Source organism: Bradyrhizobium sp. 35, from assembly GCF_023073215.1.
In the GTDB taxonomy this organism is placed as follows: domain Bacteria; phylum Pseudomonadota; class Alphaproteobacteria; order Rhizobiales; family Xanthobacteraceae; genus Bradyrhizobium; species Bradyrhizobium canariense_D.
The window spans coordinates 137,113-152,904 of sequence record NZ_JADPJC010000010.1; the positions used below are offsets into that span (position 1 = coordinate 137,113).

Sequence of the window (15,792 nt, forward strand, 5' to 3'; positions counted from 1 at the left end):
CGGCACCGTCACCTCGTGAGGGCGGCTTTTTCGATCACCTCAGCGACCTGCTTCGCATGGACGACGAGCGAGGCATGGCTGCCGGTGACTTCCGTCGTCTGGGCGTGGATCCTGGCCGCGAACGACTTCTGGGCCTCGGGCGCGAGGACTTTGTCCTTCGTGCTGATGACGTAGAACGTCGGCTTGTCATGCCAGGCCGCAACGTCGACCGGGGCTTCGAATGCAACGTGGTTCAGCGGAAGCTGCGAGTTGGCCAGGTGCGCGGCGATCTCCGGAGGAAGGTCAGCCGCGACGGCTGACGGAAACACCTTTGGATCGATGTACAGATTGCCCTTCGCATCGGGGTGGATCGCCTTGCCGCCTTCGGTCGGCGGACCGGCCTTTGCCAGCGACGCCAGGGATTCACCGACCTCCGGCGCAAAGGCGGACACATAAACCAGCGCCGAAACCTTGGGATCGTTGCCGGCTTGCGTGATCACCACGCCGCCCCATGAGTGGCCGACCAGAACGGTCCTGCCGGCTTGCTTCGCGAGCGCCTGTTTGGTCGCATCGACGTCGGCGGCGAGCGAAGTGAGTGGATTTTCGACGAGCGTGACGTTGTAGCCTTTCTTGGTGAGAATATCGGCAACCGGCTGCCAGCTCGTCTGGTCTACGAAGGCGCCGTGCACGAGCACGACGTTGTGCGCTGCCCCCTTGGGCAGTTCGGCGGAATGTACGGCTCCGACCAACGTCGTTCCGGCCAGGAGGACGGTGGCGGCTGAGAGGAGAATAGTTCGCATTGTTTGTTCCTGTTGGCATGTCGGACGAAAGTAGTCCGGGGGAATGGACAGGCGTTTCCAGCAAGGTCGCGGTTCTTCCATCTGCCGTTGGCGAAATGGTTGCCGCACGTCCCGTCGGCCCGCCGTGGCATGACGTATTCCGTGGACCTCTCGGACGATAGGGACCAATCGTCCGTGTCTTGTGTCCGATCGTCCGCGGTTCTAGTCTCGGGGGATGGATATACTCACCCAGGTGCTCGATCGGGTTCGTCTCGGCGGGACGCTGCTCTTTCACTTCGAGCTCGGCCATCCCTGGCATCTTGAGTTGCCGGCGCGCCCCTACGCCCTGTTTCACTATCTCAGCCAAGGTTCAGCGACCCTCGCGCTCGAACAGGGAGAGGAAATCCAGATCACCGGGGGCGATTTTGTCGTCATCACACGTGGCGAGCCCCATGTGTTTTATTCGGATCGCCGGGCCGAGCCTTTGCGCATCGTGGATATCGAACGGTCGTCGCCACGCCTCGGATTCGTTCGTCACGGCAGCCGTGCAAAGCCGCTCTCGACCATGCTCTGCGGCAATTTCACGGTGTCGCGGCCGACGTTTGGCAGCGTGCTGGAGTTGCTTCCACCCGTGCTCTTGCTGAAGCCGACGTCCGACCGTGGTTGGCTTGAAGCCATCCTGCGCCGCATGATGAGCGAGTCCGCGCTCGAGCGTCCTGGCCAAGGCGTCGCGCTTTCACGACTGACGGAAGTGCTCTTCGTCGAGGTGCTGCGAAGCTGGATCGCGTCTCTCAGTCCCGGGCAAGGCGGCTGGATCGGGGCCATTTCTGACCCCCATATCGGACCGGCGCTGAAGCTGATTCACGAAAGTCCGGAGCAGCTTTGGACGCTGAGCGACCTAGGCCGTCGCGTCGGGCTCGGCCGCTCGGCATTTTCGGCGCGCTTCACTAGGCTCGTGGGCCAGCCCATGCAACGTTATGTGATCGAACGCCGGATGGCGGAGGCGGCGTTCCTGCTGGAAACCAGCGACGAACCGATCGCACGGATTGCCAACCGGATCGGTTACGAGACTGCAGCGGCGTTTTCGAAGTTGTTTCACCGGCACATTGGTCAGTCGCCCGGCCGTTACCGGGCTGCGCGACGCGCCGACGGAGCCCGTGCGCAGTTGGACGGATCGGAATTGCAAGTATCCGATTGACCTCGATAAAGCTGTGGCTTCGAGCTGAGTCTCATATGCGCCCTTAGCGAACCCCGATCCCTAGGTACAGGAATGGACGGTTGCCGAAGGGAGTGGATGGCCCACTGTAACGAGACATTTCAGGATAGCTGAAACCGCCTCATCGCCTCAGGCGCGGCGTGAGAGGAAATCGAGCACGCCAGTCTTGTAGACCTTGTCGCCGACTGCGCGCATGTGATCGCGACCGGGAATATCGAGCACTTCCGAACCCGGGATGATGGCACCGAGTGCGCTGGCCGAACCCGCGACGTCGTCGGTGCTGCCGACCGCGATCAGCACGGGCACGTCGATGCGCGCGGCTTCGTCCTTCGTCATGAGATCGCGCGTGCCGCGCAGGCAGGCGGCCAGCGCCTTGCGGTCGGAACGGGTTTGGTCTGCAAAAGCACGAAACGTGCGTCCGACGGGATCGGAGACGTCGTCGAGCGAGGGCGCTTCCAGCGCCTTCGCGACGTTCTCGCCGGGCCCGGTGCCCTCGATCAGGCCGCCGATGCCGATGCCGCCAAGGATTGCCGAACGCAGGCGCTGCGGCTCGTTGAGGGAGAGCCAGGCCGTCATCCGTCCGCCCATCGAATAGCCCATGAGATCGGCCTGCGGGATGGCGAGGTGATCCATCAGCGCGAGCACGTCGCCGGCCATGGTCGGGATGGAGTACTGCGCGGGCTCGTAGAGCTTTGCGCTTTCGCCATGGCCGCGATTGTCGAGCGCAATGACACGGCGGCCGTTCTTGCGCAGCTCCGAGACCCAGGTCGGATAGACCCAGTTCACGTTCTTGCTGGAGGCAAAGCCGTGCACCAGGATGATCGGATCGCCCTCGCCTTCGTCGAGATAGGCAATTTCAACGGCGCCGTTGTGAAAGCTCGGCATCATCAGTTCCGCAATCTTGAGGGGAAGAGGTATCTTAGGCCGTGATGGCAGGGCTTGCCAGAACGGCTTCGGCGGCGATCCGCGCCCGGCGAAGTCGCCGCGCCCGTCTGCGATCGCACCAGGCCTGGGTCAGGCGCTCCGTCGTCGCCTTGATCGAGGACAACAGGCCGAGCAGCGTCAACGCCGCACCGAACAGCCAGAGTGCAAGATTGAACGCCCCGCCGATCAGCAGCAGCGCGCCGCGGCCGAGCAGCTTCAGAATCGCGCGCGTCTTGCCGCCCTGCGCTTCCGCGAGCCGCGCCGCGCGTGCGACGTCCTTGGGACCTTCAGCGATGCGCAAGCTATCCATCGCGCCGCGCGTGCCGGTCTTCTCGACCACGCGCGTGACATCCTTGCCGAGCCGAACCAGCGCGCCGGCCTTCTCGGCGCGGAACGCGGCCTTGATCGCGCTCAAGGTCTGGCCCGGCCGCAGCACCGAGCCGGAGGCAACCGCGTTCTGGAGCATCGGCGTATCGACGACCTCGCGCGCGGACCGGCCGGCCCATGCCGCTAGTCCCTCGCCGAGCCGGCCGACCTTGCGCGCGTCCTTCACCAGCGTCAGCCCGGCGCGAACCGGCGCGGCACCGCCGACGGAGACGTAGGTCACGGCCGTGACCGCGAGACCCGCGGCCGCAAGGCCCAGCACCAGGCGATCGGTCTCCTCGCCCATGGCGAGGTGCTTGCCCTCGCGGACGACGTCCCTGATGTCACCGATGACGAAGAGATCGCCGGCCACGGTTCCCGACAAGCTCGCAACATCATCCGCGTTGCCGGTAACGAGACCGGCGGCAAACCGTTTTGCGAAATGCGAGGTGGAGTTTTCGGCTTTGACCGCGTCACCGACATGGCTCAGGAGGTCGTCAGGCAGCGCGATGTTGCGGTCGCGCGCCAGTGCGACAAAACTGTCGGCAAGATCGGCATCGCCCGATGCGAGCGCGACCTCGATGTTGTCTTGAATCAGGCGGTCGTTGTGCCGCAGCAGCGCGTCGAGCTTGATCTCTGAGAGCGCGGCGGGATCGTCCTGGGCGGCCAGAATCGCCCCGGCCTCGCGGGCGTGCGGTGCTACCTGCGCGAGCATGAAGCCGCATGCCGCGATACCGGTCAACGCTGTGCTGATTCGCAACCACTTCATGCGGAGAGCCTGGACGGTCCTGAGATCGTTGACGCCTAACGGTTGTCTTTCGTCGCAATTACGCTCGTCCACAGACATAGTATGCCAAAATTGCGACACAACGTCCCCGACGAAAGAAGGGCTTCTCTCAGGCCGCAAGATTGTGTCGAATTTGCATGAGCAAATGAGCATGGGGCATTGCGGAGCTTTCGGTTCCGCTGGACTAGCAATCATCTCCACCCACCAGTATGGTCCGCGGCGCCTTAATAATGCCGCGGCAGTCGTGATTGTGTCTGCCGCCATTGCCACTCCAGGATGAGTACGATGTCCGACCATGTCGTCCCGCACTTCCACAACGATGCCGGTGTCCCCGTCATCGAGATCGGCTCGCAAGAGTTCATGTGCGTGGGCGCCAACCCTCCGTTCGATCATCCGCACGTCTTCCTCGACCTCGGCAACGACAACGAGATCATCTGCCCCTACTGCTCGACGCTGTACCGTTTCGCCGCCGACCTGAAGGCGGGCGAAGCGCGTCCGCCGGAATGCGTCCTGAAGGACAAGGTGGCCTGACCGCTTCCATCGGCCAGGGGTGGCGCTCTCCCGAACGATTGTCATTGCCGGTGCCGGCATCGGTGGACTGACGGCTGCGCTTGCGCTCGCGGCCCGCGGCTTCCGCATCATCGTGCTGGAAAAGGCCGAGCGGCTCGAGGAAGTCGGCGCCGGTCTGCAACTCTCCCCCAACGCCAGCCGCGTGCTGGTCGAGCTCGGCCTCACCGAGCGCCTCAAGTTGCGCGCCGTGATCCCGGAGGCGGTCTCGATCATGAGCGCGCGGGCCGGCGGCGAGCTTTTGCGCATGCCGCTGGGAGAAGCCGCCGCCGAGCGCGCCGGCGCTCCCTATTGGGTGGTGCACCGCGCCGACCTGCAATCCGCCCTCGCCGGCGCAGTTTCCGACCATCCCGATATCGACCTGAAACTCGGCGCGACCTTCGAAGACGTCGCGCCTCACGTGAAGGGGCTGACGGTGGTTCATCGCAGCGGCACGATCCGGCGCAGCGATCTCGCCAGTGCGCTGATCGGCGCCGACGGTATCTGGTCGACGGTGCGCCAGCATCTATTCCCCGAGGTGCAGCCGCGCTTCTCCGGGCTGATTGCCTGGCGCGGTACGCTCGATGCCACGCAACTGCCGAAGGACTACACAGCGCGCCGGGTCCAGCTCTGGATGGGCCCGAATGCCCATCTCGTCGCCTACCCGATCGCGGGCGGACGCCAGATCAACGTGGTCGCGGTGCTGCCGGGCACCTGGAACAGGCCGGGCTGGAGCACGCCCGGCGATCCCCGCGAAGTGCTGGACGCCTTCGCCGCGCCGCGCTGGCCGCCGCCGGCGCGCATGATGCTCGCCACAGTCGACAGCTGGCGGAAATGGGCGCTGTTCGGCGTCCCCGACGACTGCCCCTGGAGCAAAGGCCCGGTCGCGCTGCTCGGCGACGCCGTGCATGCGATGCTGCCGTTTGCGGCCCAGGGCGCCGGCATGGCGATCGAGGACGCCGCAGTGCTCGCGCAGCATTTGAGCCCTGAGATCGCCGAGACCACCGCGGGCATCACGGCAGCGCTGAGACAATACGGCCGGACGCGCCAGGCGCGCGTGCGGCGGGTGCAGCGGACCGCGCGGCAGCAGGGCCGCATCTATCATTTCAGTGGGCCGCTCGCGTTCGCGCGCGATCTTGCGGTCCGCGCCCTCGGCCCGGAACGCATGCTGGCACGGCAGGACTGGATCTACGGCTGGCGGCCCTGACGCGAGGCGCTGATGTCAGGACGTTTCAGCGCACGGCTCTTGTCGATTTCGGGCCAGGATTGGCTGCGGGCGCCGCGGCGGCCGGCGTCGCCTCGGGGGGCGTTTCCCGGCACTTGTTGCGGCGCCAAGCGTCATCGGCCATCTGCGCCTGCCCGCGTACTGCGATGTAGTCGTTGCGATAGGCAAGCTCCGACACCACGGCGCCGCCCGCGCCGGTCTGTGCCTTGTCCATCAGCCTCTGCAAATCGCCGGTGCGGTTGGCGATCGACTTGCGCTCGCCTTCGAGCTGCTTGCAATCGTACAATTCGTACTTGGCGGGATCGGCAAAGGCCGGAGCGACCGTCTCGCTCATGCCGGCGCAGCCGGACAGCGCGAAGTCGGCCGCGAGCAGCGCGGCGACCACGCAGCACGGGCGCAGGCGATATTGGATCAAAGCTGACATGCCGGATGAATAGTCCCCGTCGATTGAGAATGCCTAAAGCAACAACAGATGTCCGGATTGAGGCTTTGCCTTGTGCCGCCGGCTCGCCTAAGGAAGAACCATCCCTCCGGCCTGCAAATGCCAATTCCAGACCGCCGGCAAGGGACTTAAGTGGCTGATCTCGTTGGATCAAGCGGGCATGGCGGAATTGGTAGACGCAAGGGACTTAAAATCCTTACCATTCAATGGCTAAGGTAAAAAAGGTACGATAAATCACCACGTTAGTTGAATTGACGAGACCTCTTTCCATAGCACAACGTTAGCACAGCACGAGTTTTAGCACGCTCGGCGTGCAGCTAGTGAGCCAACGAAAGACAAGCGTCATGGACGAGATCGCGCTGCAAAGGGCAGACAAGCAAAAGAACCACATCATCCTTGGTGGAAAGGTCCACTTGTATCGGCGCGGGACGCGCGGCCGGTACCATTGCTCGGCGACAATCGAAGGGAAGCAATACCGAGCCGCCACGGAGAAGGACGACCTCCGGCAGGCCGAGGAAGTCGCCGAGGAGTGGTATCTCAAGCTACGCGGGATGGTGAGGAGCGGTGACTTGGAAAAAGTCACCGCTCGCAAGAAGGAGAAGACCTTCCAGGCGGCAGCAGAGAAGTTTCTGGAAGAGTTTCCGGTGCTGACGGAAGGTCAGCGCAACGCCATCTACGTTAAAGGCCACGAGCGCCGGGCGCGTAAGTACCTCATTCCCTTCTTCGGTAAGAAAGGCCTCTCAGAGATAACCGGCGGTCTCGTGAACGAATACCGCATGCATCGCATCGCACAGGCGAAGGAGCAGTGGGGAAAGCCGCCTGCCCGCACGACGACGCACCAAGAGATTGTCTGCTTGAGGCAAATCTTGAAAACGGCATTGCGCCATCAATGGCTGACTTCAATGCCCGATCTTTCAGAGCCTTATCGCAAGAACGGCAAAATCTCACATCGCGCCTGGTTCTCCCGCGATGAATACCGACAGCTTTACCAAGCGACCGGGCGGAGGGCCCGGAAGCCCAAGAACAATAAGTACAAGTGGTGGGGCGAGCAGTTGCACGACCTCGTCCTCTTCATGAGCAATACCGGCCTGCGGCCGGATGAAGTGATGCGGCTGGAATACCGGGACGTCACCGTGGCCTTCGATGAAGGCACACAGGAGACCATTCTTGAGATCGAGGTACGCGGAAAGCGCGGCTACGGACCTTGCAAGAGCACGCAGAATGCCGTGCCGGTGTTCGAGCGCTTGAAGAAGCGCAACAAGCCCCAGCCGACCGACCGGATCTTTCCCAATTATCACCATGCGATGTTCAAGCGGGTTTTGGAGGAAGAAGGCTTGAAAACCGACCGTGAAGGTCGGCCGCGCACTCTCTACAGCCTGCGGCACACTTACATCTGCTTCCGTCTGATGGAGGGTGCCGACATCTATATGCTGGCCAAGAACTGCCGGACCAGCGTTGAGATGATCGAGAAATACTACGCCGCCCACCTCAAGGACGTACTGGACGCCAGCGCCATCAACGTTCGGAAGAAGAAGCCGCCAAGGAAGGAAGTGGCAGAAATCCGCCGAGGAGAGCTGGCAACCCTGCGGTAGGTTGCCCAAAGCATGTGCGAAATCCGTTGGATTCTCTTGGCCTTAGGCGAATTGCGCCGTATAGATGGGCCTATGCGGGCGTGGCGAAATTGGTAGACGCATCGGACTTAAGCCATTGAGTGCCCTGGGGGAAACCCCAGGAGTAGAACTGCTCAAAGTCGGGGAAACCTTAACTGGCAATCCCGAGCCAAGCCCCCGCCAGGGGGAAGGTGTAGAGACTAGACGGGCAGCACCTAACGCTTCCAAGCCAAGGTGAAGGGATAGTCCAGACCACGAACGCCAGATGGCGGCGGCGAAAGCCGAAGTGGTACGAAAATCCGTAGGGCCGTAAGGCCTGTGCCGGTTCGAGTCCGGCCGCCCGCACCACTATTTTCCGATTGATCCGTCGAGCGAGATGGCGCCATCATGCAACTACTGCGTTATTGACGTGATTCTCTTAGCTGCACGCGGCACCACAAAGCCCAAAAACGCGTCAGGATGGTAGTCACTTAAATCTATTTAGAACAAGGTATTGGATGCGTCGCGATTACCGCCTCTATGAATTGAGCGAAGGTGAGTTCGAAGAACTCGTCGTCAAGATCTGTATCAAATGGTTGGGTCAAGGCGTCACGCCATTTGCGCCCGGTCGCGATGGCGGTCGTGACGGCAAGTTCAGCGGCAAAGCCGAATGCTTTCCGAGCGCCAGCCTGCCTCTCCAGGGGCAGGTTGTTCTCCAAGCCAAGCACGTGGCCGTATTCGACAAGTCTTGCTCGGACAAAGACTTTGAGCGTCTGCTTAAGAAGGAGCACACGAAAATAAGGCGGCTCGCAAAGAAGGGACTATGTGACCACTACCTGGTTTTCACCAACCGGCGCTATACTGGAGGTGCAGACGAGAAGCTGATAGCGAGCCTCCTCGCACTCGGTATTGAAAGTGCTCATATCATCGGGATTGAGCGTCTCAATACCGCTCTCGATGAGATGGAGCATATCCGGGAATGGCTTCCGAACCGAAAAGATTCCAGCCCGTTCCGCTTTGAGCCTGACGAACTGATCGAAGTAATCGGTGCGGTGCACGAATACGCAGATGGGACCGAGGTCACTGCCTTCAACAGCGCTAGAGACTTTGAAAAGCTGAAGCTGCGAGAGGAGAAGAACAAAATCAATGGATTGTCAGACGATTACTACAATCAGATCATCGTCAACAACTCGTTCCCTCACTTTGCGCGGATTGACCATTTCCTGAAGAATCCCCGCAATACTCTAGTAGCCGCCCTCTATCATGACAGCGCCGATGAACTAAAGCAGAAGATACTCGCCGCCCGTGCCGAGTTTGCAACGTTCGACAATGTTTTTGCCTTTTTGATTGAGGAGATCCAAAAGAAGCGTGCAGCCCTGAAAGGGAAAAGGCGTATGATCAGCGTCATGCTCCATTACATGTACGCCAACTGTGACATCGGATCTAAGAAGCTTTCAACAACCACACTGACAGACAATGCTCACGCCTAGGAAACACCTCAACCTCGACGTTTCAGTGATCAGGATCGCATCCATTATGCTGCGCGAGTTGAAGAAGCGCGGCGTCATCGAGTTCGAGCGGTTGCGTGGCATTGTAGTCAGGCGCGTCGGCGGCGATGGAGACGTCACCTTCCTGCCCGCTTTGAGCTTCTTGTATTTGCTCGGCAAAATTGAATATCATGAGAAAAACGATGTAATCGAATATAGAGCGAACTGACATGCAGATCAGTCGCATCTACTCAAACAAGGATGACCTCTTTCATCCAATCGATTTCAATTTTGGGGAACACGCAAATCGGCTCAACGTCATATTTGGAGACGTAAAGAAGCCGAAGGACAAGAAGCGCGACTCCCACAACCTCGGCAAAACCACCCTTCTTCATCTAATCGAATTCTTGATGCTCAAAGGAACGGCGCCGGAGCAATTCCTGGTCAAGCACCAGGATCGGTTCTCTGGCCTTCATCTCTTCATCGAGATCCGCCTGAACTCGGGCGACTTCGCCACTGTTCGACGAGGGCCTGACAATCCGAACAAAATCGCCCTGACGCGCCATGCTGAATGCGGCAGGCGGCTGGTTGATTTGCCCGACGATCAATGGGACCACCCGGAACTTAGCAACGCCGAGGCCATCAAGTTGCTGGACGGATGGCTCGACCTCAAAATTCTTAAGCCCTACGACTATCGTATGGCCATCACGTATTTTTTGAGGGCGCAAGGCGACTTCAGCGACGAGCTGCAGCTCCAAAAATTCCAAATGGGGAAGGACGCTTATTGGAAGCCGTTCGTGGCTCACCTCTTTGGATTTAATGAATCCTCGGTTCAGCGCAAATACGAACTTGATGATTCCATCAGTTCCCTCAAGCAACGACAGGCTGAGCAGGCGGCGGCGGTCCAATATGCTGAAGAGGATTTACCGAAGCTACAAGCCCAAATCTCTGTTCTCCGCCAACAAGTGGAAGAGCTAGAATCTCAGCTTGACGCTTTCGAGTTTGATGCTGAGGAGCGACGAATGATGAAACACCTCGTTGATGAGGTTGAGAGCGAGATCTCCGACATCAATGAGCGCCTTTATAATGTCACTTATGACATCCGACAGATCGACGTTGCTCTTGAACACAAGGACCGCTTTGACCTTGACGAGGTCGCTACGATCTTCTCTGAATCTAATGTCTTCTTTGCCGGACAGGTGAAGAAGCAGTATGAGGAGCTAGTGGATTTCAACAAAAAGGTTACGCGCGAACGTAACGCCGCCCTCCGAACACGTCGGACAACGCTTGACAACCAGCGTCTTGAGCTCGAGGCGCGTAAAAGCGAATTAGACAAGCGACGGGAAGTGCAGCTTCGTGTGCTTCGCAGCACCGATACGTTTGATAAATTTAAGACCTTGCAGCGGGAGGTATCCGAGCAGAAGGCTCAGCTAGTATACCTCGAAGAGCAACGGAAGAAGCTAGAAATTGTAGTGGCAACCGCGCGACAGGTGCGCGAGAGCGAACGCGAGCGAGGTAGAGTTGTCGATGAAATCAAGGCCATGGTTGCTAGGCCTACGACTATCTATGAGAACTTCCGACGCATATTTAATGGCTATTGCCAGCGTGTTCTCAGTCACGAAGGCATCTTCTATTTCTTCGTCAACACAAACGGCAACTTCGACTACACAATAGGGCTTGGTCTCGCTGGCCAAACTGGCAAGACCTCCAGCCAAGGAGAAGGAACAAGCTACAAAAAGCTAGTTTGCGCCCTTTTCGATTTGGCGCTGCTGAAGGTATACGAGGATGTAGGCTTCTTCCATTTTGTCTACCATGACGGGATATTCGAGGCATTGGATGACCGGAAGAAGCTTGCGTTGTTAGAGGTGGTGCGTGAACAGACGAGCGCGAAGAAAACGCAATATATAATGACGTTGATTGCTTCAGATCTCCCGCGTGTTGAGGAGAAGTCGCCCCCTACGTTTGCGCCTGACGAAATCGTACTTCGCCTTCACGATGACGGTGCAGACGGCCGTCTCTTCAAGATGGCGGAATTCTAGCCTCGTAGGGCCTCCCGGGCGCAGCGGGAGTGCCGAGCACGGGCGATCACCAGCGAGCACGCCCGAGCACCGCGATCACGCGCGAGCACAGCAATTCCGACCTAAGCCATTGTCAGGCCTCACAAAAGATTTCGGCCGTGCGCACGCTCAACTTTGAGTGGACAACAAAAACGCCATCTCATATCTTGAGTAGACGAACTTTTGCGGCCGGGATGTCGAGTAGCAAAATCTAAGCTTTTGATTTTACTACGTTTTCAAATTATTGTTCATGTTGTCGAGTTGAACACGACCTGGCGTCCAAACCCAGCGTCCGCAGTACCAGCTGCTCATCATTGACAAACCGGCCGGGGTCCAAACCCGGCCAACTCATTAAAAAAGGATACTCATAATGGCGGTTTTGCCTGTTTTACCACTCCCTAAGCCACGCAAAAAAATCGCCCAGCGCCAGTTGGACCTGCGCAGTCGGCTCTGGCCGACTCACCACGACGGGCACATCTGGCAGCGCAAGCACCACAATGGCTTCGCCACCATTCCGCGGACGATGCCGCTGATCATGACCATCATGGATGATCTATCTGATGGAAGGCCTGTAGCTTCCACCTACATTGATCTGTGGTGTCGGGCTTTTGATGAGTGCTTTGTCACGCTCTCAAAGCCGCGCGAAATGGCTTTCCACGCTGGCTTCACAGGCCAGCGCGGCGAAAGAACGTGGCGAGAGCGGATGAGAATCCTCCATGACCTGGGCTTCATTGACATCAAGGAAGGTCCGTCCGGTCCCATGAGCTACGCACTGATCCTCAACCCATATCTAGTTATCCGTCGCTTGATGCTCGCGAAGCACCCGGGAGTTCGCGGAGACAAGTACAATGCGCTGATGGAGCGCGCAGGCGAAATCGGCGCTCTGGACCTTGAAATGCCTGATCCCTGGACTACCTCGGCTCCCGCTGTGACCACAGCGGCTCCCGCAGTCGCTGCGCTTACGGCCACGGCAGCGGAATAGCGACTCGCCCATGCCGAAGATCAAGCCTGGCGAAATGCGGGTCATCGACGAGGCCCTCGGAATGGGCAGCGGATATGTGCTCGACTTCAGCGATCGCACCTACTCGCAGTTCTTCGACAGCGAGCTGCAAGTCGATATCGACCAGGACCAATACTGCTCCGGAGGTTCATCGAAAGCTAAGCGCTTGCGCACGTATCTCGAAATTGAGCCTCCACATGCGGCCGCCAGGGCGCTACGCACTTTATGGATTTACCGCGACAATATGTGGAAGCCTGAGCGAGACACAGACCCCAAGGAGCCGCATCTAAAGAGGCGCTTTTTTGAAATCGTTCATGCGATGGAAAGCTCAAGCATTCTCCCGAAGACGGATGCCTTAGAGAGATTCACCGTCAATGAGACCCTGGAGGAGCTTATCTCCGGCATCGAGCGCGATGTTGCTGCCAATCGTCCCGCCGCAGCCTTGGACCGGTTGCATACCTACTGCATGAAAAAGTTTGCACATGTCCTAAGCGGGCGCGGCATCATTTTCATCAAGGAAGACCCGCTACATACGCGGGCCGGAAAGTACATCAAGGCACTCGAAAATGAAGGATCGGTCCGCGAAATCTCATTGCGTATCCTCAAAACATCGATCAGCATCTTTGAGAGCTTTAATGCAGTTCGCAACAACGGTTCGTTTGCCCACGACAACGAGATCGTGGATCACGCTGAGGCCAGGTTCATCTTCGACGCGATCACAAACATCCTACGGTTCATGAAGGCGCATGAGGCCGCGAGGTTCGGGGCCTAGGTAAGACACCTAGCCGATCTTAGCTGCAATTTGCTCGAATAAACCCGGCTTCCCCTTTTCGAGGACGGTCATTAAATAGATGGCTTTGCCGTTGCTCTTTTCTTCCCAGAGCTCGCCGATATTGCATTTCTCTTTGCTGTCGTCGTTGGTCGCATAGACCTTGCCCTTGTGCTCCAAAGCCAGAAGACGACCATCGGTCAGTTCGGCGACGAAGTCGGGATAGAATTTGGATTTCGCCAGAGGTAGCCAAAAGCCACGCCGTTCAAGGTTACGCACCCAATGCTTGACCTTCCCGGTCATGTCGAGGGCTTTGGCGCATTCGTATTCCTCACCCTTATTCTCTAACTCTCCAATAGAAGGATAGTAGTGCTTCTGAAATTGGTATGGATGGCCCACATACAGCCAGTGTGGTGCATAACCTGCTGGCGTGAAGTCGAATTCAAAATCGAAACTGGTCTCCACAGCCGCCTCGGCGCTGAATAGGACTCGCTGATATCGGTCGCTACTGGCGTTCTCGCGGTGCTGACAGATTTTCTGTACCAGCACCTTCGCGAGGATGAATTTCCAGCGGGCGAGCGCCGTCAGCGGCAATCCGCGATTTTCAACCAGATAAGTCAGTGCGCGCCGTACGAACTCAAGCAACACGGGCTGGGTAATGTCCGGCTGCCTGATCTTGCGCTCCAACCAACGGCCGAGTTCGTTTTGCGTCCAACCGATATCAACCAGATCTAGGTCATATTGATCGGCCTTGCCGATAGCTTTTTCGGTGATCCTACCTGTGACGTTCAGATCGATTTCCCACTGCACGCCGGACTCAGTAAGAGCGAAATCTGCGACAGAGAGTTCGGCAGAATAGTCCAGCAAGCTCCACCCACGGGCCTCAAGGAAGGCATCCTGCTCCGCAAGTTCAAGCGCGCCATCGAAGTCGAAGCACAGTTGCGGCACAGTGAACGGAACACCGCGTTGGGCTGGCGACGAGTGTACCTGCCAGACCGCAATATGCCGTTTGGCTTCGAGCTCAAGGGTCCCACGAACTTCTGCGGACTTAACACCAGACACTAAGCGGGAGACCGCTGAAGCATCGATACTGCCGGTGAATGTCACTCGGCTACCCTGCTCAGTTCTTTCAATCGTGATTCCCGCCCGTTCGTCGGGTGATAGCGTAAGCTCGCTGATGTCCTCATTGAGGTCGATGATGGTCGGCGGTGGGGTTAGGGCAAAGAGCGGGCCGTTGGCGCCGCCGGTCAAGCCAAGGTCCGGCACCTTCTCAATGAACCCGTCGGCTTCGCCGTCCTCAAAGCCCATATCGACAAGTCGGTCATGGAGCTGCTTGACCGCGTTGGGCCACGACGCCCGTGACACATGAGCGTAGGCGCGATTGAGGTCAGGCTCATTGCGGCGCTTGGCGTAGGGCATTCGCAGCACGCGGCCCAATATCTGTTCCACATCCTTCTTGGATTGAACGCTGGCGGCTGAGCAAAACACATACGCGAAGGAGCAGTCCCACCCCTCTTTGAGCGCTTCGACGGTTATGACAAAGTCGATGGGGCAATCGCGCGCGAACAGATTGATGCCATCGAGTTCCTTCTGATCTCCCGTTACCACGGCGATTTTATCGCGCGGGATCTTCTCCTGTTCAAGCAAATGCTTGAGCAAGACTTCCTTGGTGACCTCTTTGCCCTTCTCCTCAGCCTGGAACAGGATAATGGGCCGGATGTAGTCTCTGTCCTTGCTTGCCAGATCGTGCAAGCGCTGCCGAGTCAAAATGCTGTCTCGCACGGCATCTTCCCAGCTCTTGTGCTCGACCAAGCGAATGGGGAGTTTAATCATCTCTTCCGCCTTCAGCTCGGTGGCGGAGACGTTGTGCAAGACGTTGCTGTCGTTGGCAGGCGTTGCCGTGAATTCCACAACGCAAGCGGCGTTCACCCGTTGCAATACTTCATAGCTGAGGGAGGACGTGTTGTTGTGTGCTTCATCCACGATCACCAGAGGGCGGTGCCATGCGAGCAGGTTGCGGAATGAGAATTTGATTTGTCCTTTGTGGTCTCCCTCCTCGATCCGCTCCAGTCCTGGCGCTGTTGTAGGAATGCTAGAAAAGTGCGGCTCCAGGTTTTCGTTATGGGCGTAAACTTTGCGGCCCTCCGTGTTGCTGACGCGGAGCGTCTGCATGGTGCCTACAATGACGCAGAGATGCGTTTGCAAATCGGTAGGCGTAAGTTGAGCGAAGTCGGCAATGTCGAGCACACGTACCTTGCCTTCGAAGGCAGCGTTCAGCGCTTCATAGTTTGGGTTTCCCGGCTTCTTGAGAGTTTCGAGTGTTTGACTGCGGATGGTGTTAGTTGGCACCAGCCACAGAACGATCGGAAACTCCCGTTCAAGATACGTGTCTGCGGCGATCTTGGCGGTGTGCGCGGAAAGCAGCGTTTTTCCACCACCCGTCGGCAGTCGCAGGCAAACGTAGGGTACCGGCTCCAATCCCTCAAGCGGGCGGTACTTGCGGCTCTCTTTGACCCCAATTCTTTCGATTTCGTCGAACGCCCGCCTCGCGCCGATGGTGCGCGCGGCTTCGAGATAGCTCTTCAGCACCGCTAGGGTGGCGACTTGATAGTTTTTGAGTGCGAACATG

General features: G+C 58.7%; 14 protein-coding genes. 9 read left to right on the forward strand and 5 right to left on the reverse strand.

Going from position 1 to position 15,792, the window contains the following annotated elements; translation table 11 throughout:
* Nucleotides 1-8: 8 nt before the first annotated feature.
* The gene (locus IVB36_RS01340) at nucleotides 9-779 is read right to left on the reverse strand and encodes an alpha/beta hydrolase (protein WP_026232924.1); all 771 of its coding nucleotides are present in this window, start codon (nucleotides 777-779) and stop codon (nucleotides 9-11) included.
* Between the two features lie 214 nt (nucleotides 780-993).
* On the opposite strand from IVB36_RS01340, the gene IVB36_RS01345 reads away from it, so the two are divergent.
* On the forward strand, nucleotides 994-1,956 hold the full coding sequence (locus tag IVB36_RS01345) for an AraC family transcriptional regulator (protein ID WP_018455327.1): 963 nt from the start codon (nucleotides 994-996) through the stop codon (nucleotides 1,954-1,956).
* Between the two features lie 147 nt (nucleotides 1,957-2,103).
* Here IVB36_RS01345 and IVB36_RS01350 read toward each other — a convergent pair whose 3' ends face one another.
* Both IVB36_RS01350 and IVB36_RS01355 read right to left on the reverse strand, forming a co-directional pair.
* On the reverse strand, nucleotides 2,104-2,859 hold the full coding sequence (locus tag IVB36_RS01350) for an alpha/beta hydrolase (RefSeq protein ID WP_085396325.1): 756 nt from the start codon (nucleotides 2,857-2,859) through the stop codon (nucleotides 2,104-2,106).
* 34 nt (nucleotides 2,860-2,893) lie between these two features.
* Nucleotides 2,894-4,030, reverse strand: coding sequence for a hypothetical protein (locus IVB36_RS01355; RefSeq protein ID WP_085396131.1), 1,137 nt, complete (start codon nucleotides 4,028-4,030; stop codon nucleotides 2,894-2,896).
* Between the two features lie 303 nt (nucleotides 4,031-4,333).
* Between IVB36_RS01355 and IVB36_RS01360 the strand changes: the two genes are divergently transcribed.
* Nucleotides 4,334-4,579, forward strand: a complete 246-nt coding sequence (locus IVB36_RS01360) for a zinc-finger domain-containing protein (protein WP_007602543.1) — start codon at nucleotides 4,334-4,336, stop codon at nucleotides 4,577-4,579.
* Between the two features lie 19 nt (nucleotides 4,580-4,598).
* Nucleotides 4,599-5,801 carry an FAD-dependent monooxygenase gene (locus IVB36_RS01365; RefSeq protein WP_247371630.1) on the forward strand — a complete coding sequence of 401 codons (1,203 nt, stop codon included), beginning with the start codon at nucleotides 4,599-4,601 and terminating at the stop codon, nucleotides 5,799-5,801.
* A 25-nt stretch (nucleotides 5,802-5,826) separates the two neighbouring features.
* Here the strand turns inward: IVB36_RS01365 and IVB36_RS01370 are convergent, their stop codons facing one another.
* Nucleotides 5,827-6,243 (reverse strand): hypothetical protein, encoded by a 417-nt coding sequence (locus IVB36_RS01370; RefSeq protein ID WP_018455323.1) that lies wholly within the window; start codon nucleotides 6,241-6,243, stop codon nucleotides 5,827-5,829.
* A 362-nt stretch (nucleotides 6,244-6,605) separates the two neighbouring features.
* Here IVB36_RS01370 and IVB36_RS01375 point away from each other — a divergent pair, with 362 nt between their 5' ends.
* The 6 genes from IVB36_RS01375 to IVB36_RS01400 all read left to right on the forward strand — a co-directional run bounded on the left by IVB36_RS01375 (nucleotide 6,606) and on the right by IVB36_RS01400 (nucleotide 13,166).
* Nucleotides 6,606-7,853: a site-specific integrase gene (locus IVB36_RS01375; protein ID WP_247390287.1), complete on the forward strand. Its 1,248-nt coding sequence runs from the start codon at nucleotides 6,606-6,608 to the stop codon at nucleotides 7,851-7,853.
* Nucleotides 7,854-8,368: 515 nt separating this feature from the next.
* Nucleotides 8,369-9,340, forward strand: a complete 972-nt coding sequence (locus IVB36_RS01380) for an ABC-three component system protein (protein ID WP_247390289.1) — start codon at nucleotides 8,369-8,371, stop codon at nucleotides 9,338-9,340.
* 46 nt (nucleotides 9,341-9,386) lie between these two features.
* On the forward strand, nucleotides 9,387-9,566 hold the full coding sequence (locus IVB36_RS01385; protein ID WP_247390291.1) for an ABC-three component system middle component 8: 180 nt from the start codon (nucleotides 9,387-9,389) through the stop codon (nucleotides 9,564-9,566).
* A 1-nt stretch (nucleotide 9,567) separates the two neighbouring features.
* Nucleotides 9,568-11,376 (forward strand): DUF2326 domain-containing protein, encoded by a 1,809-nt coding sequence (locus IVB36_RS01390; protein WP_247390292.1) that lies wholly within the window; start codon nucleotides 9,568-9,570, stop codon nucleotides 11,374-11,376.
* Nucleotides 11,377-11,764: 388 nt separating this feature from the next.
* The gene (locus IVB36_RS01395; RefSeq protein WP_247390293.1) at nucleotides 11,765-12,376 is read left to right on the forward strand and encodes a hypothetical protein; all 612 of its coding nucleotides are present in this window, start codon (nucleotides 11,765-11,767) and stop codon (nucleotides 12,374-12,376) included.
* Between the two features lie 10 nt (nucleotides 12,377-12,386).
* Nucleotides 12,387-13,166 (forward strand): abortive infection family protein, encoded by a 780-nt coding sequence (locus tag IVB36_RS01400; RefSeq protein ID WP_247390294.1) that lies wholly within the window; start codon nucleotides 12,387-12,389, stop codon nucleotides 13,164-13,166.
* A gap of 9 nt (nucleotides 13,167-13,175) precedes the next feature.
* Here IVB36_RS01400 and IVB36_RS01405 read toward each other — a convergent pair whose 3' ends face one another.
* Nucleotides 13,176-15,791 carry a DEAD/DEAH box helicase family protein gene (locus IVB36_RS01405; protein WP_247390295.1) on the reverse strand — a complete coding sequence of 872 codons (2,616 nt, stop codon included), beginning with the start codon at nucleotides 15,789-15,791 and terminating at the stop codon, nucleotides 13,176-13,178.
* Nucleotide 15,792 lies beyond the last annotated feature (1 nt).